Origin of the sequence: Calothrix sp. NIES-2100 (genome assembly GCF_963875285.1) — a bacterium.
Lineage (GTDB): Bacteria > Cyanobacteriota > Cyanobacteriia > Cyanobacteriales > Nostocaceae > Aulosira.
Window position 1 is genome coordinate 2,624,791 of record NZ_CAWNLA010000001.1, and the last position, 23,110, is coordinate 2,647,900.

Annotated in this window: 20 protein-coding genes; 9 read left to right on the plus strand and 11 right to left on the minus strand. The window is 41.5% G+C overall.

The features are described from left to right. On the minus strand, positions 1 to 821 hold an 821-nt coding region (locus AACU32_RS11315; protein ID WP_339377774.1), incomplete at its 3' end, for a serine/threonine-protein kinase. A 1,037-nt stretch (positions 822 to 1,858) separates the two neighbouring features. Between AACU32_RS11315 and rsmA the strand changes: the two genes are divergently transcribed. From rsmA to AACU32_RS11340, 5 genes are all read left to right on the plus strand, one after another. Then, on the plus strand, positions 1,859 to 2,686 hold the full coding sequence (gene rsmA / locus AACU32_RS11320) for a 16S rRNA (adenine(1518)-N(6)/adenine(1519)-N(6))-dimethyltransferase RsmA (RefSeq protein WP_096599659.1): 828 nt from the start codon (positions 1,859 to 1,861) through the stop codon (positions 2,684 to 2,686). A gap of 40 nt (positions 2,687 to 2,726) precedes the next feature. Next, positions 2,727 to 3,680, plus strand: coding sequence for a 4-(cytidine 5'-diphospho)-2-C-methyl-D-erythritol kinase (gene ispE / locus AACU32_RS11325; RefSeq protein WP_096599660.1), 954 nt, complete (start codon positions 2,727 to 2,729; stop codon positions 3,678 to 3,680). Between the two features lie 167 nt (positions 3,681 to 3,847). Next, positions 3,848 to 4,171 (plus strand): DUF3082 domain-containing protein, encoded by a 324-nt coding sequence (locus AACU32_RS11330; RefSeq protein ID WP_096599661.1) that lies wholly within the window; start codon positions 3,848 to 3,850, stop codon positions 4,169 to 4,171. Between the two features lie 271 nt (positions 4,172 to 4,442). Beyond that, a complete protein-coding gene (locus AACU32_RS11335) occupies positions 4,443 to 4,658 on the plus strand; it encodes a hypothetical protein (protein ID WP_096599662.1) in 216 nt (71 codons plus the stop codon). A 223-nt stretch (positions 4,659 to 4,881) separates the two neighbouring features. Beyond that, complete coding sequence (locus AACU32_RS11340; RefSeq protein WP_096599663.1) at positions 4,882 to 6,150, plus strand: M28 family metallopeptidase; 1,269 nt, start codon at positions 4,882 to 4,884, stop codon at positions 6,148 to 6,150. Between the two features lie 222 nt (positions 6,151 to 6,372). Here AACU32_RS11340 and AACU32_RS11345 read toward each other — a convergent pair whose 3' ends face one another. Next, positions 6,373 to 7,335, minus strand: coding sequence for a fatty acid desaturase family protein (locus AACU32_RS11345; RefSeq protein ID WP_096599664.1), 963 nt, complete (start codon positions 7,333 to 7,335; stop codon positions 6,373 to 6,375). A gap of 450 nt (positions 7,336 to 7,785) precedes the next feature. On the opposite strand from AACU32_RS11345, the gene AACU32_RS11350 reads away from it, so the two are divergent. The 3 genes from AACU32_RS11350 (at position 7,786) to AACU32_RS11360 (ending at position 12,144) form a co-directional block, all read left to right on the plus strand. Further along, on the plus strand, positions 7,786 to 8,352 hold the full coding sequence (locus AACU32_RS11350; RefSeq protein ID WP_096599665.1) for an effector-associated domain EAD1-containing protein: 567 nt from the start codon (positions 7,786 to 7,788) through the stop codon (positions 8,350 to 8,352). A gap of 1,617 nt (positions 8,353 to 9,969) precedes the next feature. Continuing rightward, positions 9,970 to 11,091: a hypothetical protein gene (locus tag AACU32_RS11355; protein ID WP_339377775.1), complete on the plus strand. Its 1,122-nt coding sequence runs from the start codon at positions 9,970 to 9,972 to the stop codon at positions 11,089 to 11,091. Positions 11,092 to 11,151: 60 nt separating this feature from the next. Further along, complete coding sequence (locus AACU32_RS11360) at positions 11,152 to 12,144, plus strand: outer membrane beta-barrel protein (RefSeq protein ID WP_096599667.1); 993 nt, start codon at positions 11,152 to 11,154, stop codon at positions 12,142 to 12,144. A gap of 338 nt (positions 12,145 to 12,482) precedes the next feature. Here the strand turns inward: AACU32_RS11360 and AACU32_RS11365 are convergent, their stop codons facing one another. From AACU32_RS11365 to AACU32_RS11405, 9 genes are all read right to left on the minus strand, one after another. Continuing rightward, positions 12,483 to 13,451: a glycoside hydrolase family 75 protein gene (locus AACU32_RS11365; RefSeq protein WP_096599668.1), complete on the minus strand. Its 969-nt coding sequence runs from the start codon at positions 13,449 to 13,451 to the stop codon at positions 12,483 to 12,485. Between the two features lie 368 nt (positions 13,452 to 13,819). Beyond that, the gene (locus tag AACU32_RS11370) at positions 13,820 to 17,092 is read right to left on the minus strand and encodes an efflux RND transporter permease subunit (protein WP_096599669.1); all 3,273 of its coding nucleotides are present in this window, start codon (positions 17,090 to 17,092) and stop codon (positions 13,820 to 13,822) included. Between the two features lie 199 nt (positions 17,093 to 17,291). Next, positions 17,292 to 18,725: an efflux RND transporter periplasmic adaptor subunit gene (locus AACU32_RS11375; protein WP_339377776.1), complete on the minus strand. Its 1,434-nt coding sequence runs from the start codon at positions 18,723 to 18,725 to the stop codon at positions 17,292 to 17,294. Between the two features lie 40 nt (positions 18,726 to 18,765). Next, positions 18,766 to 19,113: a rhodanese-like domain-containing protein gene (locus AACU32_RS11380; RefSeq protein WP_096599670.1), complete on the minus strand. Its 348-nt coding sequence runs from the start codon at positions 19,111 to 19,113 to the stop codon at positions 18,766 to 18,768. A gap of 85 nt (positions 19,114 to 19,198) precedes the next feature. Next, a complete protein-coding gene (locus tag AACU32_RS11385) occupies positions 19,199 to 19,594 on the minus strand; it encodes an SCP-2 sterol transfer family protein (RefSeq protein WP_096599671.1) in 396 nt (131 codons plus the stop codon). Between the two features lie 168 nt (positions 19,595 to 19,762). Beyond that, a complete protein-coding gene (locus tag AACU32_RS11390) occupies positions 19,763 to 20,050 on the minus strand; it encodes an ArsR/SmtB family transcription factor (RefSeq protein WP_096599672.1) in 288 nt (95 codons plus the stop codon). 16 nt (positions 20,051 to 20,066) lie between these two features. Beyond that, positions 20,067 to 20,357 carry a hypothetical protein gene (locus AACU32_RS11395; protein ID WP_339377778.1) on the minus strand — a complete coding sequence of 97 codons (291 nt, stop codon included), beginning with the start codon at positions 20,355 to 20,357 and terminating at the stop codon, positions 20,067 to 20,069. Between the two features lie 4 nt (positions 20,358 to 20,361). Continuing rightward, positions 20,362 to 20,814, minus strand: a complete 453-nt coding sequence (locus AACU32_RS11400) for a DNA-binding protein (RefSeq protein ID WP_096599674.1) — start codon at positions 20,812 to 20,814, stop codon at positions 20,362 to 20,364. A 157-nt stretch (positions 20,815 to 20,971) separates the two neighbouring features. Beyond that, positions 20,972 to 22,276 carry an NAD(P)/FAD-dependent oxidoreductase gene (locus AACU32_RS11405; RefSeq protein ID WP_096599675.1) on the minus strand — a complete coding sequence of 435 codons (1,305 nt, stop codon included), beginning with the start codon at positions 22,274 to 22,276 and terminating at the stop codon, positions 20,972 to 20,974. Positions 22,277 to 22,756: 480 nt separating this feature from the next. Here AACU32_RS11405 and AACU32_RS11410 point away from each other — a divergent pair, with 480 nt between their 5' ends. Further along, complete coding sequence (locus tag AACU32_RS11410; protein ID WP_339377779.1) at positions 22,757 to 22,987, plus strand: hypothetical protein; 231 nt, start codon at positions 22,757 to 22,759, stop codon at positions 22,985 to 22,987. Positions 22,988 to 23,110 lie beyond the last annotated feature (123 nt).

The following is a 23,110-nucleotide window of genomic DNA, read 5'->3' on the forward strand; positions in this document are numbered from 1 at the left end:
GGTGGTGGTGGTGTGAGTACTTCTAATACTTCTGCGGCTGTAGAATAGCGATCGCGAAAGTGATAACTCACCATTTTGTTTAAAATATCAGCGAGGCGATCGCTAACTTTTGCCCAATTCCGCCAAATTACTTCGCCATTGGTGGGATCTTTTGGGAGTTGGTGTGGCTGTATCCCTGTCAAAGCATAAATTCCCAACATCCCCACAGCATGAACATCGCTACATAATTTTGGCTGTCCGGTTGCTTGTTCGCTGGGCATATAGCCAGGTGTACCTATAGGAACTGTAGCACTGGTTTGTTCTTGGGCATTCACTGCCATAATTTCTTTCACTGCACCAAAGTCAATCAGCATAATCTTGCCATCTTGACGACGACGCATGATGTTTTGAGGTTTGATATCGCGGTGAATGATATTTTGCTGATGAACTACGGCGAGAATTTCTAAAATTTCCTCTAATAGCTGAGTTACTTCATCCTCACTCAACCGCTTACCTGGCGAGATTTCTTTACCCAAATCTTCGCCATCAACAAATTCTTGGACTAAATAAAATTCGCCATTCTCTTCAAAGTGGGCAAAGAGTTTGGGGATTTGGTTGTGGAGGTTGCCTAATCGGTATAATGTTTCTGCTTCGCTATTAAATAACCGTCTGGCTACTTGTAAAACGGCTGGATTAAGGTTGTTTGATTTCAGGTGTTTGACAACGCAAAAGGGATGGTTGGGTAAATCCAAATCTTGTGCTAAATAGGTGTCTCCAAATCCACCACTTCCTAAGAGTCGGATGATTTTGTAGCGCTTTCGGAGAACTACACCAATAAACATTAGGTTTATCTGAAAAGAGAATGAATTGTATTAATTCTCCCAGATGTTTCGGTAATGAGGCAAGTTATGTAAAATTTTGCTGTTTTTTCTCACGCAGAGGCGCAAAGGCGCAAAGAAGAATGAAAAAAGATAAGTAAATACACCACGCTGTAGGGGCACGGCACTAGTAAAATTATTGTATGTACCAGAAGATTGTCGATGCCGTGCCCCTACTACGACTTCTGTGTTTAACAATTTTCGTAATTAATCCGATGCTGTAATTTGCGATCGCCTAATTTTAATTCAGGGTTTTTTGCTTTAGGCTTGCTCTATTTAAATTAATCAGTAATATTTTGCTAATAGTGGGTCTATCTGCGCGCACTTTTTCCATTATTTATATAATACTCTGTCAACTATTTAAAAGTCAATAGTTCCATCTTCAGAAACAATAATTTGAGTTGGGGGGCAATGTTTGGTTACCCTGCCTTCAGCCGCTGAGGCGCAAAGAAGAATGGAAGAGTAAATTAAGTACACGGGTGAGGGCACAACATTGTTGTGCCCCTACGATGATCTATAGTTCATCGAGTTGCAATCTGCTGTAAGTTTGTGATGCGTTAAATTCAACAATAGTCTGCGGTTCAAAATGCAATCAATTAATGCCATGCTGTAATTTGCGATCGCCTAAATTTCAATCACCATTCTTGGCAACGGACTCTTTGCTCATGTCGGGCAAACTTTGTCTGTCCATCGAGGCTAAAACCACTCAATATTTTGACTTAATTAATAATACTTTTGGGTTGGTGGGTATATATGCGCGCACCTTTTCCATTATATATATACTACCCTGTCAACTAGGGAAAAGTCAATAGTCCCATCTTCAGAGACAATGGTTAAAGTCTGATTTTCGCAAATTTTTTCTGCCGAAAAATCATACTTAAGTCCGTATGTCAAGAGAAAAACAGACAAAATGGGTAAAAAAGGGGTAGTGAAAAGTAAGAAAAAAGTAAGAAACGGATTTTTTGTGAAAGGCTAGAAAGTAGATATAGAGAGGAAGATAGATGGTACGACCGCGCAAGGCGTTTGCTCAGCATTGGCTCAAAAGTGAAAAGGCTCTGGACGCAATTGTGAAGGCGGCGGAGTGTCAGCAGAGCGATCGCGTTCTGGAGATTGGACCAGGTACAGGGATTCTGACTCGTCGTTTATTACCTTTGGTACAATCTTTGGTGGCGGTGGAAATTGACCGCGATTTATGTGATTTATTAGCAAAGCAACTGGGTAAAAAAGAAAATTTTCTGCTGCTGCAAGGGGATTTTTTAACTTTGGATTTACAATCGCAGTTGGGAGGATTTCCTAATTTTCAAAATCAAAATAAAGTAGTTGCGAATATCCCCTATAACATCACAGGACCGATAATCGAAAAACTCTTGGGTACGATTGCCAATCCTAATCCGAAACCCTATGATTCAATCGTGTTATTAGTGCAGAAAGAAGTAGCAGAAAGGTTATATGCAAAACCAGGTTCTAAAACTTTTGGCGCGTTGAGTGTCAGGGTGCAATATCTAGCAGCATGTGAGTTAATTTGTACAGTGCCCGCAAGTGCATTTCACCCAGCACCAAAAGTAGATTCAGCAGTAGTTAGGTTACGTCCAAGAACAATAGAAACCCCAGCAATTGACCCCCGTAAATTTGAGAATTTGATCAAGTTGGGGTTTGGGGCGAAGCGGAAAATGTTACGAAATAATTTACAACCAGTAGTAGAACGCGATCGCCTGACTCACTTACTGGAACAATTAAAGATAAATCCCCAGGTACGCGCTGAAGACCTCAGCGTCTCGCAATGGGTAACTTTAGCTAATCAACTAGAAACTATGAAGTCTGAAAGCTAAAATTTTCATCCTTCATCCTTCATCCTTCATCCTTTAAAAAATGCGTTCCTACACCCTCATTGCCCCTGCTAAAATCAACTTGTATCTGGAAATCATCGGCGATCGCCCCGATGGATTTCACGAGTTAGCGATGATACTGCAAAGCATCGACTTGGCTGATCAAATTGGTGTGCGTTCCCTCAGCACAGATACGATTCGCGTCCACAGCAAGCACCCCCAAGTACCGACAGATAAAACTAATCTGGCGTACCGGGCGGCTGAATTGATGGTGAAAGAATTTCCGGAGACCTTTGCTAAATATGGTGGTGTAGAAATTACCATCGACAAGCATATACCTGTAGCAGCTGGGTTGGCGGGTGGTTCGACAAACGCCGCAGCTGTGTTGGTGGGGATAGATTTACTTTGGAATCTGGGACTGACTCAGACAGAATTAGAAGAATTAGGTGCGGTTCTCGGTTCAGATGTACCGTTTTGTATCGCTGGGGGAACAGTAATTGCGACAGGGAGAGGTGAGCAACTTTCCCCACTGCCGAATTTAGACAATATATATATAGTATTGGCGAAGTATCGCAGCTTGGAAGTTTCTACCGCTTGGGCATACAAAACTTATCGCCAGCAGTTTGGTAATACATATATTAAGGATACCGCTGACTTAATCGCTCGTGCGAATGCAGTGCATTCCGGTCCGATAGTCAAAGCGATCGCCAATCAAGATGCAGCAGACATCGCTCAAAAATTGCATAATGATTTAGAGCGCGTCGTCTTACCAGAGTATCCCCAAGTTCTCCAACTGCGAGAATTGTTTGCAGCACAAGCTGGGGTTCTTGGAACCATGATGTCTGGTTCAGGCCCTTCAGTGTTTGCTTTAGTGGAGTCGCAACCACAAGCAGAAGTTGTGAAGCAACAAATTCGCGCCGCCATCCCCGACGAAGATTTAGAATTATTTGTGACGCGGACAACTTCACATGGAATAAAAATTGCGTCGTCGGTTTAAGGATGGTGAAGAAGATAAGACAGACGCAGTGACACCTCATTTAAGCAAAGGATATTTTTCTTCTCGCCAACTGAAGTCGTTTAATTAAAACTATTCACTTTTGTTTGCGTCGCTGTGTCTGTTTTTATTGGTAAATCCAAAATCTAAAATCTAAAATCTAAAATTGTATGACCGATCCAAATTCCCTTCCTCAACCAGAGACTTCAGCAGAAGTACAAACCAGTCCAGTACGCTGTGTCAGTGGCGCGATCGTTTCTGGAGGATTAGGATATGCACTATATTCGCTGATGATTGCGATCGCCACAAATTTTGCTAGCAAACCTATACACTCCGATAACCAATTAGTGATTCGGCTAACTTCCGCCGTTCGTACCTTAGTAGTCGGCTTATTCGCCTTGGGTGCGGGAATATTTGGTTTAGTGGCTGTGGGTTTATTGGCTTTAGCAGTCCAGTTGTTAGTGCAAAAGTTGAAAAAGAGTCCTGAGTCCTAAACTTGGAGATGCAGCGCCAAACTCCAAATATACAAGGGTGCGTCAGTTTGAATAAATTCTGGGGATTTCCAGATTTTATCGGACTGACGCATTTTATTGCACATACGTTAATTGATCTGGTTTGTCACTACACCAATGGAATATCCCACAGTAGCTAAAGGATAGGTTTAACCTAGGATTAATGGTCAAAGTAAAAAGTAGCCTAACCCCTACCCTGTTAATGGTTCTATTCGTTGTAAAGTACTTATTTAAGTATTTCAGGGTGTTGGTTATGGCAGACAATAAAGATTTAATTGGAGCTATTAAAGATTTAAGAAGAACGATCATCTCTTGTTCTTTAATCATTAGCGGAATTTTATTTGCAGGGATTGGTCTTTTATCTCTCAGCTTTACCAAAACTTCTTTAGATTTTATGGATTATGGATTTCGCTACTTTTTTGTCTTTTTAGGTGTTTTTCTGATTTTTAAATCCAGTAATAATTTGTAAAAATTAACAACCTCTCTAGCGGTGACGGCAAGTACATGAGGTACATAAATTAATCATATAGCTCTTGTGGTGCGGGTCGGAAAGCCCGCTATAGATATACCTCACTTACATGAAATCCGCTGTCACAAAAAATTTGTCTGCGTAGGTGGGAACAATTTAACTCAACAGACAAACTCCTAGAAATAGGGAAATTATTGTTCCTACCTACCGCCATCTACTGAAAATGACTCTGATCCACAAAAAGCACACAAATTCTTGGTTAAAGGCGGCGCTTGTAGCTGTCATGGTTTCACTACCAACAGCTTGCACGATACAATCAAATCGTATCAATAATATTAATGCATCTCTACCCAAAGCTGAAGCGCAAGAAAGCGATCGCCCTCATCCAATTTATGCAGATGTCCAAGCTTTGGTAAATTTCGGTCCGCGAGTCGCTGGTACACCAGTCATGGAAAAAGCTAGCGCCTATCTCATCGAACGCTATCGTCAAGCTGGTTATGTTGCTCAAGTTCAAACTTTTAATTATGAAAAATTTTTAGACTTAGGTTCCAACCTGATTGTTAATGGTACAACTATTGAAGGTAAGGCACTCAAGGGGTCAATTAACGCAAAGCTTTCTGCACCATTAGTAGCAGTTCCCAATTTTGGCGAACCTAACGACTTTGCGAAAGTGAGAGTGAAAGGCGCGATCGCTATTGTGCGGCGTGGTAAAATCCGCTTTTCCCAAAAAGCCAAGAATGCTGCTGCTGCTGGCGCTATTGGTTTGGTGATAGTCAACAACAAACCGGGGAATTTAACTGGTGCTGAGTTGGCTGAGAAAGTTACAATTCCCGTCCTAGGAATTTCCGGCGATCGCGGTCATCCTTTACTTGTGCAAACTGCAAAAGTTAATGTTAGCCTGAATGTCAATGCACAACAGCAAGTTGTTACCGGACGGAATGTCATTGCTCATCTACCAGGGGTGAATCAGCCAAAATTGATACTGGGTGGACACTATGACTCAGTTGAAAGTTCCCCAGGCGCAAACGATAACGCTTCCGGGACAGCAGTTGTACTGAGAATCGCCAGTAATTTAGCAAACACAAATCTCGCCCATCAAGTTTGGTTTGTCGCCTTCGATGGGGAAGAAGACGGGTTATATGGATCGCAGGCTTTTGTCGAGACAGCTAAACCAGAGTTCCTTGCCGGTTTGAAAGGCATGTTGAATTTTGATATGGTAGGGGTGAACAACCAGCTATTGATTGGTGGAACATCTTCATTAACTGCGATCGCCCAAACTGTAGACTCAGATATCAAACCCTTGGGTTCCTATGGCTATGGTGGTAGCGATCATGCATCGTTTGCTAACAAAAATGTGCCCATCCTGTTTTTCTTCCGGGGTGATGAACCTAATTATCACAGCGAGAACGATAAAACTGTAGATCCAAAACTGCTGGATGAAGCTTCTCAAGTAGGATTAGGTATCGTTAAGCAATTACTGCAAGGTGAATAATATTGTGGCGTGAGATTTTACCGAGATTTAGGGAATTCCAAAAAATAAATTATTCCGCTTAAAGTTGTTAACCGTTGAGTGTTAACTGTGAACAGTCAACAATCACTTCGGGAATATTTTTTTACTTGGAAGTCCCTTATATCAATTGAAAAATGTAGGACGGGGTTTCCCCGCCCCTACGGTTTTAAATTCTCCGCGTCACCATGTCCCCGCGTCTCCCTGTCATCCTTCCAACTGTCCCAATTGCGCAATAATATCTCGGTTAACTTTGAGATAACCAGAATCAATGTGCGTAAAATGGGAACTCAATTTTGGATATGCTTGAGGTAGAGCGTGAAAGGGAATAGATGGGTACAAATGGTGAACTGCATGTAATGGCATATTCCACATCAAAAATCGCACAGGCCAGATTGTGAAGGTGATGCGGGTATTCGTCAGCAAATTAGCGTTAAGAGAACAACCTGTATGTTCTCCCAGTAAAATAAAACGCAGTAGCGGTTGACCAACAATTAGTGGTAGCAGCCAATAAAGTACAAACCAAGGTTGACTAAATGCAATTGAAAATGCGATCGCACTTGCATACACAGCTAATTGTAATCGAGTCGAACGAATCACCTCAGCCCGTGCTGTCTCTGGGATAAATGCACAATCATCTAGTTGACCAATTGCAGCGCGATAATGTCCTTGTATTTTATCAAGCCACCAGGGTAAACCGCTCAGTACTAAAAAATATTCACCCAGGTTGTGCGGTGTCAGATCGGTCAGTTCTGGATCTTTACCAGGAACGCGAGTATAACGGTGATGCCATTTGTGGTAACGACGATAAAAAGTGCTGTTGTAAAATGAGAGTACACCAGCCAACCAAGCCACAACATCATTCAAGCGATTATTCGCAAAAGCAGTTCGGTGTCCAGCTTCGTGCATAGGTGCAAACATACAAGCTAGACTAAAGCCATAGATAACCAACGCAGGTATTGCTACTAGCCAATTACCAAAATTAGTCGCCCACACATAGCCACTACATCCCATCACTATTAAATGTCCGGCTAATTGCACCAGTCCTTTCCAATTAGAGCGATCGTTTAAAATGCTTAATTCTTCAACACTGAGAATTTGCTGGGGATTATCATACCCATCCGGTTTAGCATGTAATAAACCAGTTTCAGTAATGGTATCACTTGTCATAGTTAAAACTCCACATCATCTTTGAGTTCTTAGGCATAGCTCTCAGTCGTGAATTTCTAGCAGAGGGTTAGCAGGCTCTACAATTAAGTAATTTCCAGATACCCCGTTATAATTTAGTGCAACATTTACTAACTGGGTGTAAAAAATTGTAGGGAAATATTGCCCAGTATGTAGTTGCAGATGACACAAATCGCTTCATAAAATTTGCTGAGGCTGAAGATAAGGCGATCGCTTTATTGGATCGAGGAATCCGCCCTTGGTGCGAACTTATCGCCCATCATTGACAAATGACAAATGACAAATGACAGTCCTCTCCTGTCGGAGACGCTGCGCGAACGCCAGTTATGTTTAATTGCACCGCCCTACTTATTTATAATTAGTCTGAATCTGGAAAACTTTACTGTGAGATAGTAGCAAATATATATTTACATTCTCTTGACGACGTTTATTATGCAGCTTAATGGTTCACAGCGCCAACAGTTTCACAAAGCACTGATGAGTGCCTTCCCAAGTCGTACAGACTTAGCTATAATGGTTCGTTTCACACTTGATGAAAATTTAGATGCGATCGCCGGCGGTGATAACCTCTCTAAAGCTGTGTTTGACCTCATTAACTGGGCTGAATCCCGAGGATATCTTGAGAAGTTGATCGATAGTGCTGTTGAGCAAAATCCTCTTAATAAAGAGCTACAAGACTTTGTCGAACAGTTTCTTCCTCAGTCCGACCCGATATCAACAACCTCTGCTACTTCTGGAACTAGTACACCTGCTAGTTCTTCTTCTACAACTAGTGGTGGATTAACTGCTAGCAAGCGTCGCCGATTAGAGCAAGAAACAAAATCACTAGAACAACAATATGATCTGGAGAGCACAAAATTAAGTAGGCTGCGCCAAGACTACTCTGTTGAAACAGATACAGCTACAAAGTTTAAATTAGAACAACAAATTCAGGAAACCGAAACAGAACTGAAACGATTGGATCAGCAGCTTGAGGAAATCGAGCAAAAGCTTTTGTAGCTTTCAGGCAAAGTTTAAATATTAAATTTAATGAGCAATTATTGCTGTTACCACAAACAGCATAAAGCCGTCCGAGAAGTACGGGGTTTTCAACCAAAATTTTCGATAAATGACAAATGACCAAAAACAACAACACCCAAGCTACGACTTGCTTAGTGATTTCCTCTGCTTTCTCATGACACACGGGGCTACAATCTACAACTAGTAATTACATTCTCGCAATGTAATTAATATTTAGTTGTATTACCCCCTCTTTACCACAATGAGGAAATATTAGCTTTCGAGTTGGGTGTTGTTGTTAGTTGACGAGACAGACTATCTAACAGCGTTTTTTACCTCTTTAACTAACGTGGACTCTATCTACTTGGCTGTTTTATCTGCCAGGGAAGCTTTGTAGCTTCAATTATTAAAATAACACTATTAAATTGTGATGGTTCATATTGAAACCAAACTTTACTCGTTTGATAATTTACACATCAATAATTGCAACAATTACTTTACATCTTGTCTGATTGGATAATTGTAGAGACTGTATTCGATAGCAAGTGCGTAGAAAAGTAGCCGCTTGTCGTAGACATCGTAAAAGCAAAAGCTGACAACAAGCGTATTGCTTGAAATCTAGTTTGATAGTTGATTAATGCTGGCTAAAAAATCCCAAAAACAACAACACCCAAGCTACGACTTGCTTAGTGATTTCCTCTGCTTTCTCTTTCAAACGGGGCTACGCTGAATAACTACATCCTCGCAATGTAATTAACTATCAGTTGTATAACCCCCTCTTTACCACATTGAGGAAATATTAGCTTTCGAGTTGGGTGTTGTTGTTAGTTGACGAGACAGACTATCTAACAGCGTTTTTTACCTCTTTAACGAACGTGTACTCTGTCTACCTACTTGGCTGTTTTATTAGCCAGTGAAGCTCTGTAGCTTCAATTATTAAAATAGCACTATTAAGTTATCATGGCTAATACTTGAAACCAAACTTTACTTGTTTGATAATTTACACTCAATAATTGCAACAATTACTTTACATCTTGTCTAATCACATAAATGACCAATGACCAAAAACAACAACACCCAAGCTACGACTTGCTTAGTGATTTCCTCTGCTTTCTCTTTCAAACGGGGCTACGCTGAATAACTACATCCTCGCAATGTAATTAACTATCAGTTGTATGACCCCCTCTTTACCACAATGAGGAAATATTAGCTTTCGAGTTGGGTGTTGTTGTTAGTTGACGAGACAGACTATCTAACAGCGTTTTTTACCTCTTTAACGAACGTGTACTCTGTCTACCTAGTTGGCTGTTTTATTAGCCAGTGAAGCTTTGTAGCTTCAATTATTAAAGTAACACGATTAAATTATCATGGCTAACACTTGATACTAAACTTTACCAGTTTGCAAATATAGACTCAGTAATTGCAACAATTTCTTAAACAAAAGAGCGTCAATTTTCATTTGTTATTTCTCCCTTGTCTCCCCAAACCCTTCTAGTTACCAAACGTAACAGTAATTATCTGGAAAAAGGCGATCGCGGTTTGTAGTAAAAAATAGCAGAACAAATGTTCTAATAAGAATAATAAGCACTTTTAATTAAAGTTGTGATGGAGTGGTGGATGAGGTCATTAGCTCAAAATATAATTGTAGGGATAATTCTCACAGCCTCTTGGATAACTCCAGCATTGGCGCAGCAAGATTTACTTACCCGTGCAGAAGTTTACAAGTTGCTCAATCAAGTGCAATTGCTGCTGAAAGATAAACCAGCGCGCAATGCAAAAAAGTCAGATGTGTTGGTTCCTCAAGATGCACTTCAGACAAAAACGCGATCGCGTGCGGAATTATTATTTAATGAAGGTTCTCTGGCAAAGATTGGTTCTAGTGCTACCTTTCTATTTAAGCCAGGACTACGTCGCTATGAATTACCTAACGGCGTTTACAAAGCAGAAACTATTTTTGAACTGAGAAATGGTACAGCTTTAATCCTGACGCCATCTGGGAGTACGGGAACGACAATCGAAACCCCCCAAAGCCGCATCAATATAATAGCAGCCGCACCACCTCCTGGTTCAAACATATTACCCCCAAATCTGGCAAGTGGGGCTGTAGCTGTGACTCATAACGGTGCTACTAATAGTACCCAAGTTTTTAATTTAACTAATCTGCCAGTTACAGTCACCAATCTCAACGGTACACAAACCCAAACTTTACAAGCAGGTCAAACAGTCACAGTCACCAACGGCGTAATCAGTCCAGTAAAAAACTTTGACTTGCAGAAATTTTACCAAACCAGCCAACTAGCTGCGGGCTTAGGGCCTGGACAAGAAGCAATAGTAGCTCAAGAAGCTCCCAATGTACAGGTAATTCTTAATAAAGTCAGAAAAGAAACCTTAGCAGGATTAGAGACGCAAAAAGTCTGGATAGAAGGATTGTGTAATGTCAATTCCCGTGGTGGAGCCAGCACACTCTCAACTAACTGTATCACCACTAACGATGACCCACTCAGGAGATTTGAAGACGATCGCAATATTGTAACTCCCCCGCCAAGAAGAGATGATACAGGTGGTCAAACTGGAGGAGACACAGGTACTCAAACAGGTGGTCAAACTGGAGGAGACACAGGTACTCAAACAGGTGGTCAAACCGGAGGAGACACAGGTACTCAAACAGGTGGTCAAACCGGAGGAGACACAGGTACTCAAACAGGTGGTCAAACTGGTGGTACAGTGCCAATACGTTAAAAAGCGATCGCCTGCACAACCAAACTGAAATTATTTTAAATTTTCAATTTTGAATTAACCATGCGTACTTTTGAGATTGCGTTTTGTTCATTAGCTACCTTACTGACTTGGGACATTCATCATAGTGCGATCGCTAATCCCATTTCCCAACCAGCAGATTCTCCACAACCAAAACCAGAAAATACAATTGTAGTCCAAGTACCCGTAGTTCCCGGTGACCCGAATAATCCCGCAGACTTTCCTGCAAATGACTCCAATCAACAAACAGATCCACAAGATGTTAAAGACGAATTAGGCGAGATTGAAATCATCACCCCTCGTCAACAACAACCACCACCTCGCCGTCAGCCTAATGTGCAACTATTACTGCGTTCCTCAGCCTTTACCAGTTCTAACATTACAGGTTTTGAAGCATTTCAACCCAGTGATACAGTATTTATCAATAGTGCTACCCTACTAGCAACACCCAAACTAGGAGAAGATACCCGCTTAGTAGCTGCTGCGAGTGGTGGTTTAGTAAGATATGCCGACCAAGGAGACTTTAATTATAACTACCTCAACTTTAATGTCGGCATACAGCAACGAATTGCCACCGGCATGTATGGTCAACTAGGATGGGTTCAGGAGAGACTGTACAGAGATGGTAGTGGCGATCGCTTATTATTAGATGACTCAGTTCGCTTCACCGTTGGGCGACAAGACCAATTAGACAATCGCCTGAGACTAGATTCATTTTACGAACTGCGCGCCAGCTTTGCCACACCCAGCGACCAAAATCGCGTCGCCAACACCTTAGGGGCGCGTTTACGCTATGATATTACACCCCAACTCCAAGGTGCATTAGACTATCGCTTAAGTTTAAGAGATTTCACCCAACAAGAAAGATTTGATACGCAAAATCAAATCGGCTTAGAAGCAATTTATAGCATTAATCCAGATTTTTTTATTAGTGGTTCAGCATCCTACCTTTTCGGTTCTTCATCTGATGCAACCGTGGATTTAGACAACTTTTCTGTAGGTGTAAATATTGGATTCAATGTACCTTTATTTTAATAAAAAACTCCACCCACAAAGGGTTGGGGTATTAGACTAGATCCTTTCAAAAACTGACTTTTGACACGCGTTCGCGTTGGCGGAGCCTCTCGCAGAGAAGCGTCCCGCAGGGAAGCGCAATAAATGCAGGCAAGGCAATAAGCTCACCTGCATTTAAGTAAGTCGGCGGGAATAAACCAAACTATGTTGCGCAATGTAAACATGCTTGAAACCCTTACCAATGACCAATGACAAATGACAGACCTCGCCAGTTGTCTTTAATTGCGCCGACCTACTTACTATGCTCATATTTGCACTCTCTAGAGCAAATGTAAGTTATTAAAAATAATTGCAAGTATTTAAATAGATAGCATATTGTCTGCTGGAGAGCCTGATATTAATGAATCTTGCCGCCAGGGGATAATGTAATTACTAGAAGCGCGAACAAAACCTTGGTAATTTTGATACTCTACCATAAACCACAAGCCATTATTTTTGGCGCCAACATTAAAAACTTGAGCATTACCAGGTGTGTATAGTACTTTATTTTTAACAACAGTATTAGCGGGAATACTTGTTAAAATAGGATACTCAGTCCCAACGCCACTACGACAATTGAGGTCTGTTAATGTCTTAAATGTTGGTGCATTGATAATTTCCCAAACTTCAATATCATTAACTCCAGATTTTTGTTGCATCTCTTCTGTTGTCAGCGAATAAACTGCTAAAAATGAAAATGATTTTTGGAAAACTTCTGCACCTACCTGTTGAATAGAATCAAAAGTAGAAGGAACGGGAATATTTGCTGTTGATTTAGGAAAAATAAGATACTCTACCCCAAATGGTAGACCTTTGATAATTCGGCTTTTATCTAAATTCCAAGGATTTTCGCCTAATGCTTCAATAGTTTTGATTGAACCTTCACCAATTAAATTGGCAGGGCCGACATCAGCGCAGATAGCAAAAACCTCTTGATTACGCCAACGAATTAATGCTAAATCACCTAGTAATTCCTTCAATTTATATGGCATATCGCATATAGAAGTAAAATTCGACGGTAAAACAAAGTAAGGGATAGTTTCCGCATTAACATAATTAGATTCTCCAGTCCATTTGGGTTTGATTAACGAAGTTCCTAATTGACCATATTGCGGATCAATAATCTTAGCGCGAGGTGAACCATCCGCATTTGCATCCATATCACATTTGATATAGATAGCATTATTATCTAGTAATTTTATGACTGATTCTTTCGGTTTATATGGGTGGTTTACAGTTTTTCCTGTTAGGATGTAATCGTCAAGAAAATTTGACCAGAAGCTTGCCATATTTTTTACTCCAAATATTAAGACCCCGTCCTTAAGGACGGGGACTATTTAATCAGATTATCTCACTACCCCATCTGTTATTAATAAGCAAATGGAGTGACGAGAAATTTTCATATCTTGTTGTACTCTATTTTTTTATGTTTGCCAATCAAAATGTTTGATTGCGCAAAGCTGTGTCAGTTGTCAGTAGGGGCGGGTTTATGCGCGATCATCCTTAATCAATGAGGATATCTGTAAACCCGCCCGTAGAGTTGTTTTTTTGAAATCTGGTCTAATACCCCATCCCTGTCTTGAAAAGTTAAGATCTAAGAAAGCCCAATCACTAGACGCGAGGCGACACGCCACTCTCCAAGGGTGGGGATACTCATTTAATTGACAATAACAGCAGAAATAGGAGTAGTTGCTGCTTTTAACTTCTTACCCCGCCACACCTTATAATATAAAATTGGCACAGCCGACCGCGATAATATTAAAGATGCCACTTCCCCAGCCATTAAAGAAATAGCTAATCCCTGAAAAATTGGGTCAGTCAAAATAATTGCTGAACCGACTATCACCGCCGCCGCTGTTAGCAACATCGGACGAAACCGCACAGCGCCAGCATCAATTACTGCCTCTTCTAAAGGTATTCCTTCCTTCAGTCGCAATTCAATAAAATCTACTAAAATAATCGAGTTACGCACCACAATTCCCGCGCCCGCAATAAAGCCAATCATCGAGGTTGCACTGAAAAATGCTCCCATTAACCAATGGGCTGGCATAATTCCTACTAGGGAAAAGGGAATTGCTGCCATAATTACTAAAGGGGTAATAAAAGATTGAAACCAACCGACAACAAGGGCATAAATTAACACCAATACCACAGCAAAAGCTATACCCAAATCGCGGAATACTTCAAAAGTAACGTGCCATTCACCATCCCATTTAATACCAAATTTTTCTGTAGTTGGTGGCTGTTCAGTAAAGTAGGTAGCAATGTTATAGCCTTTAGTATGGGAGAGTTTGTCAATTTGAGATTGTACGTTGAGCATGGCATAAACTGCACTCTCAACTTTACCTGCGACATCAGCAGTTACATACACTACAGGCTTTAAATTTTTGTGATAAATACTGTGGTCTGCTGTTGTGGTTTCAGTTTGAATTAAGTCACTTACAGAGACTGAATTGCCATTTAGTCCCTTCATTTTTAAGGATTTAAGGTCTGCTAAACTGGTACGATTTGCCTGATTTAACCGCAAATTAATGGCTACATCTTCGCGGGAATTGGCATCATGTAGCAAACCCACATTTTGACCAGACAAAGCAATTTGTAAAACTGGCGAAATTTGCGCCGGACTAATACCATTGAGGGTAGCTTTTTCTCTGTCAATTACTAAATGGTATTCTGTTTGTGGTGATTCCATGTACCAATCCACATCCACAATATCGCCAGTATTGTGGTAAATTTGGCGGATTTGTCGCGCTAGTTCAATTTGTTTTTCATAATCTGCACCGTATACCTCAGTTACCAAAGTTTGTAAAACTGGCGGCCCTGGGGGTATTTCCGCCACCTGCACACGGGCGTTATACTGATCAGCGATTTGCTTTAACTTAGGGCGGATAGCTTTAGCAATATCATGGCTTTGGCGTTTGCGATCGCCCTTCGGTAAAAAGTTCACCTGCATATCTGCGATATTCGCACCAGAACGTAAAAAGTAATGTCGCACCAAGCCATTAAAATTGTAAGGTGACGCAGCGCCAACATAACTTTGGTAGTTGATGACTTCTGGTACTGTGGTCAAATATTGCCCCATTTCTCGCGTTACCCTAGCCGTCTGTTCTAGAGTTGTCCCCTCTGGCATATTTAGGACAATTTGCAATTCGCTTTTATTGTCGTATGGCAACATTTTGAGAATTACTAAGCGAAATCCAGCTAATCCCAAAGCTGCAATTAATAACGCCAGTGTCCCAGCAATAAAAGCATTCCCCCATTGACGACGCGCAATTAATGGCCCCATAAACCGCCGATAAAGACGACTGAGAAAGTCTTCCTGCTCATGTCCGTGGTTGTGAGTATTATAATTGCCAAAAAATCGCATCGTTGCCCAAGGGACAACAATAAACGCCACCAAAGCTGAGAAAATCATGGCGGCGGAGGCTCCTAAAGGAATTGGGCGCATATAAGGCCCCATCAACCCCCCAACGAATGCCATTGGCAGAATCGCCGCAATTACGGTTAAAGTCGCCAAAATTGTCGGATTACCCACCTCGTCTACAGCTTCTAGGACAATTTTTTGTAGCGTCTTTTGGCGGTTCCGTGATAACTGAAGTCGAGTTTTGTTTTCGGGAAGTTGCAAATGGCGACCAACATTTTCTACAACCACGATCGCATCATCAACTAAAATCCCAATGGAGAAAATTAGCGCAAAGAATGTTACACGGTTAAGGGTAAAGCCGTAGAATACAAAGCTGGCAAGAGTTAGCGCTAAGGTTACAGGGATCGATACCGCTACCACCATCGCCTCTTTCTTACCCAGTGCAAACCACATAAGCACAGTAACGGAAATGACAGCTATACCCATGTGGACTAACAACTCGTTAGAACGTTCCGCCGCAGTTTCCCCATAATCCCGCGTGACTGTTAGCTGTACATAGTTGGGGATGTAATTATGCTGAATTTCCTTTAACTTGTGCAATACATGATGAGAAACTTGAATTGCATTTGCTCCTGGACGTTTAGCGATCGCAATTGTCACTGCATCCGCTTCACCCTGTTTCTTCCCTTGTCCAAAAAATACATAACTAGCTGGTTCTTCTGCACCATCGCTAACACTAGCTACATCCCGCAAATACACAGGTTGATTATTCGCAACACTAACAACTAAATTTTGTGCATCTTCCGTCGAGCGAATAAAGCTTTGAGTTCTAATTAATAATGATTGATTATTTTGACTCAAAGCACCGCTTGCTAGTTCGGTATTTTGTAACTGTAATGCTTGGGAAATATCTAAGGGAGTCAAACCAAAGGCATTTAAACGTACTGGGTCAATTTCGATGCGTAACTGTCGTTTTTGACCACCAATAATTGTGGTTTCCGATACATTTGGAACCTGCTTTATTTGCTCATCTAATTGCGCTGCAATTTGGCGTAAATCAGTAGCATTAGCTTGATTACTCCACAAAGTTAGAGTCAGAATCGGCACATCATCAATGGCGCGAGATTTAATTAAAGGCTGAGAAACACCAGCGGGAATTTTATCGAAGTTAGCATAGAGTTTGTTGTACAGTTGGACAATAGCATCTTCGCTTTTTTGCCCTACATAAAACCTGACTATGGCAACAGATGAACCAGGGCGAGAGGTAGAATAAACATATTCTACACCAGGTAATTCTTTAATTAACTTCTCCATTGGGAAGGTAACACGCTGTTCTACCTCTTTCGCAGTCGCACCTGGCATTTGTACAAATACATCTGCCATTGGGACTGTAATTTGTGGTTCTTCTTCACGGGGTAAAATTATTGTTGCCCCAATGCCCAATAATAAGGAAACTAAAATAATTAGGGGAGTTAATTTAGAGGCGATAAATTTTTTGGCTAGTTTCCCAACAAAGCCAAGTTTGGATTGATTTTGTAGTTTTGGTTCTGAACTTTTACCGTTCATAGGATATGCAGTTTTGTAAGATGAGGAAGAGAAAACGAACCGCCAGGAACGCCAAGGAAGAGATTTCAAGAGAGTTCTTAGCTGAGAATTTGTAGCCCACACTCTTACATTCCTCTCTGCGCCTCTGTCTTGAAAAGTTCTGATCGGAGGAAGCCTCCGCTCAGACTTTTCGCTGCGCCTCTGCGTGAGACAATTCACTTTATTTATTAGCGACAACCTGCTGTCCATCGCGCAGTTCTTTAACATTGCTAGTAATAATGCGATCGCCTGTTTCTAACCCGGAGACAATTTCTAGTTTGTTATTTTGCACTTTCCCGGTTTTCACCCAGCGTAATTGAGCAGTATTATTAGCAGCAATTACATAAACTCCTTCTAATTGACCCCGCTTAAAAACAGCACTCTGGGGAATCATCATCACTACACGACTTTCACGCGGTAGTTCTAAGCGTCCAAACATTCCTGGCATTAATTTATAGGAATTATCTAGAGCGACTTTTACAGTAAAACTACGTGAATTTAAGTTAGCAGAAGGTACAATTTGCCGCACATGACCACTGATGGAACGGTTCACAGTATCTAGCTGTACTGTCACTTCATCCCCCAACCTCACCAAGGAAATCAAGGATTCTGGGACTGCGACACTTAAACGTAGTCGATTAGTGCTTTCTAATGTAACTATCGGCTGTCCTGGCCCTGCGATCGCACCCACTGCTGTATGTTTCTTGGTAATCACGCCTGCAAAGGGTGCGGTGACAGTGCCATAGTTTAAGTTAGCGAGGGTTTGCTGTTGTCCGGCCTTGGCTTGTTGGACTTGGGAACGTGCTTGTTCTACCCCGCCTTGGGCTTGTTGAACTTGGGAACTGGCTTGTTGTACCCCTGCTTTGGCGCGATCGATTCCCCGGTTGGCTTGATCGATACCTGCTTTGGCTTGTTTGATTCTGGCTTGAATTAATGCGACTTGTGTATTCGCCTGATCCAACTGTGACTGACTAACTGCACCATCTTTTTGCAGCATTGTCATGCGGCGTTGATTTAATTGGGCATCAGCTAATTGTGCTTGGGCTTCTTGTAGTTGGGCTTCGGCTTGTTGTTGTCCCGCCTCGGCTTGATTTAACTGTGCTTCTGCCTGGGTTTTACTAGCCATTGCTTGCGTTTGCGCCGCCGCCGCCACTGTGACACCAGCTTGGGCTTGGGCGATGGCTGCTAATGCCTGATTTCCTTGGGCTTGAATATCTTTAACATCGATAATAGCCAGCACTTGACCAGCTTTGACTGTATCACCTTCTGCCACTGGGAGACTTTTAATTTGTCCTTGAATACGGCTGGTAGTGGTGACAGTTTCCACAGATTCGATAGTACCAGTGAGACTGCTGCCACCAGGTATAGATTCTTGGGTAGCCGTTGTAGTTTCCACCTCTAGAGGTTGGAGATTAGCCGTTGTAGCTTCCGTTGATTCAGACGCATGACGAAATAACCAGAACCAAGCCACACCCCCAAATGCGATTGCAAAAACACTAATCAAGGCAATCATCCGCAGCCGCTTGGGTTTTTTGGGTTGTAGTTCTGGGGCTGGTTCTGCGGTAGAGTCTTTAATAGTTGGTTCCAAGTTGACGGACGATTGATCGTTAAACATAAGATTGATTCTGCTCTCCCATTAATTCAGCATCAAATAGCTAGGGATTGTTTCCTCGTTGCAGAGGATAGCCTAACTGTTGCCATGTCATGATGCCGCCTTGTAAGTTGTAAACCTTACTGTAGCCTTGCTCTATTAACCAACGCGCTGTAGCTAAACTGCGGTGTCCTGACAGGCAAGTAACCACTATTAGTTGATCTTGAGGAATCTCCTTCAGGATACTGCTTTGACTGAGGTAACGTGCTCCGGGAATATGCCCAAGAACGTACTCCATCCAACTGCGCGCATCAATAATTACGAATTGTGCTTGTCGAGATTGCAGTTGTCTAGCGCTTAAGCCAAAAGGTTGGGTTTGATTTTGTTGATTATCGTTGAGAGTACGTTTCATGGGAATTTTAGATTTTAGATTTTTGCTTGGGAGTGATTCTCTTGCGCCTTTTTCACGCACAGGCGCACAGAGAATGAGGATTGATTTAAACTCGACCCATAACCGAGAAAGATTTGATAAATGGCCCTGCCATACGGGGGTCTTTAATCATGGCGAGATAATCTCCCACACGGAATTGCAGCTTGCGTGACATATAAGCCATGCTCAAACCCATCATGTTTAAGCCTTTAGCTACCCACTGTTGCCAATGATCCTTGTCGGCGCGGAGATCCCAGTTGAGTTTTTGCCCATTGTAGATATCTGCATAAACGGCTTTGCCATCCACAATGGTGAGTACACCTCTCGGTTCTGGCTCATTTTCAAAACCATAACCAATTACGGAATTGAAATGAATTTGTTTGAGCGCATCTGCTAACTCAGGTTCTTGATTCCACTTCTCTGCGTAAGCTTGCATCCATTCTTGAGAAAATAATTCTGTCATGTTTTTAACTCCAAGGTTTTAGGGATTGGGGACTGGGTAATGGGGACAAATACCAAATGACAAATGACCAATCTGGCTACTTATTGACCCAAATCAGTAAAACTAAGCTGCCAAGTAGCAACAGCCAAGAAAAAATTCGTCGGATGCGGCAAGGTATCACAAATCACCTCATATATTGCGGAAAAGTTGTTTGCACATAGCTAAAAGTTCGGTATCGATCACGCGGTAGTAGCGCCAAGAACCTTCTCGACGACAGGTCAATACGCCTGCGTCTTTCATCAGTTGCAGGTGTCTAGAGACGTTTCCTTGTTTCAGACCAGTGCGATCGCATATTTCTTGTACAGTCTGCTCTTGATTACATAATGCCCCTAAAATTTGCAATCTTGTGGGTTCTGCAAGAACTTTAAAGCGGCGTGCTAGGAGTTCTAATTCATTGGGGTTGAGTGCAATTTCCATACATCTTTAATAAAGATTATTCCCATAAATTGTGACGATGATTCAACCTCTGTAAAACTCTTCGAGAAATTACCAGATGAACCGTTGTGATACACAAAGCAATTACACCCATAAATAAATGAAGTTTGCCCCATTCAAATTGTAATAAGCTGAACAACCAATTAAGACTACCTACACTTTTTGTTGTCGGGGCAAACCACAATATAAAACCTGTCAATAATGTCAAACTCCAGCAAGTAATTAGTGCTAAAACATCTACTAAGTGAAAGTAAATTTCTAGCCTAATATTGCGTTCATCGCTGTTCATCAGCTTACCTCTGGTGTCTTCTCCATCCAGCCCAAACTGGTATACCATCGTCAGAACGTAAATTCAGAATTTGGTTGTCTTTTTTAATTTGGGCAGCAATGATTGTCGGCTGTCCAGCAAAGGTAATTCTTGAACCTTTAACTTCAATATTGTCTTGAAGCTTGATTTGGATGTTTTGTTGGTTGATGTACCATGCTGGCCCCAAATGCACTGGAATCGCTTCAGTTGCAGTTTTGACCTTTAAATGTAATCCACCAGACATCCCTCTAGGCGAAGAGACGTTATCTATGGCAATTACTTCCCCAGTTATGGTTTCTACAGTTTTCGAGTCATACATTCGTTGGTATGAAGTAGCTCTAGAAGTACATCCTCCTGTACCTGATTGAGCTAGTACAACTGGTACTGAAAGTAAACTCAAAATAGAAATCGTTGCAATTGTTGGGACTATCTTTTTCATCTTTATTTCTCCTATTTCTGGTAAATTAATTTTTTCTATCCAGATTTTGCAGAGAAAAATTTGGGTTTAAAGTGAGAATTATTAGCGGTGCGTTGATACGCAACAACACACCATACAAACAACAAATGACAAATGACTAATGACTAATGACTAATGACTATTTCATTTCCACAGGTTGAGGCTTTTCTAAAAATTCCAAATCTTCGACCGGTTGTACCAGGTTTAAACCCATGAGATTTAATCCCCAATGCTCGAACCAAGGAACTGCTAAACCCCAACGCATTTTAGCTAAGAAAAATTTCTCAAAAGCAGTCTTAGCCCAACTTACCCAAAGCCCTTCTTTCGCTATTGCTCGTCGCCTTTGTTTAGTAATTGGATCGGGTAAAACTTGGTCTGCTAAAAATGCAATTCCTGTGTCTCCAAAATCTGCTAAACAAAGCGCTTCTAAAGTTGGAGCTACCAAAGGAGCAGAAATTACCTTTAGTTGCACAGCAATATTATGAGCTACAGCTACCCCCATTGCTTCAGTCATTTGACCTGTCTTAGGTACACCGATGGGAATGGGAGTTTGTTCTGGTGGTTTGAGTTGAGTAATCACCCCGACACTATATATTGAGGGAAACTGAGGATGTTGGTATGTTGGCAGTACGGGCATAAACCCTTTTTGGTCGGTTAAAGAAGGCGCTTCTCGTAAAAAACGCGGCCCCCGAAAAGGTGGAAGCAGCATACTGTAGGCAAAGGGTAGAGAACGACCATCTGCTAAGTAAATTGTCTCTGGCCCAACATAGCTAATAGCTGTATTCTCCAGTACTGTAATTTCTTTTTGTTTGAGTAATTTTGTCACCAACTCCGCAGAATTTGCCATCCCACCAATTCCCAAATGTCCAATATAGGGTTCTGGTGTAATGAAAGTAATGGGGGCCTGATTGCGTAACCCATATCGCCGTAATAGCCAATCTGTAAGTAATGCAAATTCGTAAGCTGGTCCAAAACAACTCGCTCCAGGTAAGGCTCCTACTACTATCGGCCCTGGTTTTTTGAGAAACTGTTTCCAGCATTGGGCAGCTTTAAGTGCATGAGGTGGATTACACACAGACTGCACATATCCCTGATCCATTCCGGGGATTGCGTCTAATGCTAATTCTGCACCTGTAGCAATCACCGCGTAGTCATAAGGAATTACAGTTTCATTTACAACGATTTGCTGCAACTCTGGCTGAATTTGGCTAACTCCTCCTAATATCCAATCTATTCCTCGATTTACTAACAGATTTTCTACATCTAATTGAATACTCTTAAGTTCTTTAAGATTCAACCCTACCCAAGGCAGAGAAGGAATAAAAGTGAACTTAGGGGTATTAGAAATCAGTGTAATTTGATGTTCTTTTGGCAAGAGTCGTCGCAGTTCGTAGGTAACGGGTAATCCCCCAATTCCAGCACCAATCACCACAATTCGAGCCATAAAATTCCCCCCGGTAACTATTTAATACAGCCAGAGTCAACCAGCTCCTCATACTAGTTACGAGGTTCACCTACTGATACCGCTTTGTAGCAGTATGCGACTGACATCCCACAGCAGTTTTACCTCATAACTCTCATTTCATGATATAACTATATAGTAATACAAGACTTTGGTAAACTAAACCGATAAAAATCTTTACGGGGGATGAGGGAGAAATAACTAATGACTGTTGACCGCGCCAATTTTAGATTTTAGATTTTAGATTATTTCGGTTCATGCACAGCCGTGGGTGGAACAAATCCAAAATCGTCAATTTAAAATCCCCAAGTAGGGGCGGGTTCACAAATATCCTCATTCATTCACAAACATCCAACTAAACCCGCCCCTACCTTTATGGGTGCAGTCAATCCAAAATCGTAAATCCAAAATCCAAAATTGATTGACTGTTGAGCCTTTGACTCTTCCAGAAGGTGCATTTTTATGTATACATCCTTGCTCCTGGCATTTAGCGTTGCACTTATCGCCATCTTTCTCAGATTCTACTTTCGCGAAGAAGAGATAGTAGTTGTTTTGACAAGTACTATTGCCGTAGTCAGTCTGTTTATCAGTTTTGTTTTCAGTCCTTTGGTCTTAAAAATTGTGATTTTAGTTACCTCTATGTGGGGATTGCGGTATTACTGCCGTCGCCGTTCATGTCAGGACGTAGAGTAGAAAGACCCACCAGCAAAGAATTTCAATTATCTTTTCGCAAAAAATATCGCCAAATACAATATATAACTATATAGTAGTATTAGCGAATAAGATATTGGCAAGAGAGATTATCGGAGTCAGCCA

What these genes read in the sequence shown, in the direction of transcription:
- AACU32_RS11395 (WP_339377778.1), bottom strand. Translation starts at nt 20,357, where the DNA reads ATGAACAGCGATGAACGCAATATTAGGCTAGAAATTTACTTTCACTTA.
- AACU32_RS11355 (WP_339377775.1), top strand. Translation starts at nt 9,970, where the DNA reads ATGAGGTCATTAGCTCAAAATATAATTGTAGGGATAATTCTCACAGCC.
- ispE (WP_096599660.1), top strand. Translation starts at nt 2,727, where the DNA reads ATGCGTTCCTACACCCTCATTGCCCCTGCTAAAATCAACTTGTATCTG.
- AACU32_RS11365 (WP_096599668.1), bottom strand. Translation starts at nt 13,451, where the DNA reads ATGGCAAGCTTCTGGTCAAATTTTCTTGACGATTACATCCTAACAGGA.
- AACU32_RS11400 (WP_096599674.1), bottom strand. Translation starts at nt 20,814, where the DNA reads ATGAAAAAGATAGTCCCAACAATTGCAACGATTTCTATTTTGAGTTTA.
- AACU32_RS11375 (WP_339377776.1), bottom strand. Translation starts at nt 18,725, where the DNA reads ATGTTTAACGATCAATCGTCCGTCAACTTGGAACCAACTATTAAAGAC.
- AACU32_RS11360 (WP_096599667.1), top strand. Translation starts at nt 11,152, where the DNA reads ATGCGTACTTTTGAGATTGCGTTTTGTTCATTAGCTACCTTACTGACT.
- AACU32_RS11335 (WP_096599662.1), top strand. Translation starts at nt 4,443, where the DNA reads ATGGCAGACAATAAAGATTTAATTGGAGCTATTAAAGATTTAAGAAGA.
- AACU32_RS11340 (WP_096599663.1), top strand. Translation starts at nt 4,882, where the DNA reads ATGACTCTGATCCACAAAAAGCACACAAATTCTTGGTTAAAGGCGGCG.
- AACU32_RS11380 (WP_096599670.1), bottom strand. Translation starts at nt 19,113, where the DNA reads ATGAAACGTACTCTCAACGATAATCAACAAAATCAAACCCAACCTTTT.
- AACU32_RS11330 (WP_096599661.1), top strand. Translation starts at nt 3,848, where the DNA reads ATGACCGATCCAAATTCCCTTCCTCAACCAGAGACTTCAGCAGAAGTA.
- AACU32_RS11405 (WP_096599675.1), bottom strand. Translation starts at nt 22,276, where the DNA reads ATGGCTCGAATTGTGGTGATTGGTGCTGGAATTGGGGGATTACCCGTT.
- rsmA (WP_096599659.1), top strand. Translation starts at nt 1,859, where the DNA reads ATGGTACGACCGCGCAAGGCGTTTGCTCAGCATTGGCTCAAAAGTGAA.
- AACU32_RS11370 (WP_096599669.1), bottom strand. Translation starts at nt 17,092, where the DNA reads ATGAACGGTAAAAGTTCAGAACCAAAACTACAAAATCAATCCAAACTT.
- AACU32_RS11350 (WP_096599665.1), top strand. Translation starts at nt 7,786, where the DNA reads ATGCAGCTTAATGGTTCACAGCGCCAACAGTTTCACAAAGCACTGATG.
- AACU32_RS11385 (WP_096599671.1), bottom strand. Translation starts at nt 19,594, where the DNA reads ATGACAGAATTATTTTCTCAAGAATGGATGCAAGCTTACGCAGAGAAG.
- AACU32_RS11390 (WP_096599672.1), bottom strand. Translation starts at nt 20,050, where the DNA reads ATGGAAATTGCACTCAACCCCAATGAATTAGAACTCCTAGCACGCCGC.
- AACU32_RS11345 (WP_096599664.1), bottom strand. Translation starts at nt 7,335, where the DNA reads ATGACAAGTGATACCATTACTGAAACTGGTTTATTACATGCTAAACCG.
- AACU32_RS11410 (WP_339377779.1), top strand. Translation starts at nt 22,757, where the DNA reads ATGTATACATCCTTGCTCCTGGCATTTAGCGTTGCACTTATCGCCATC.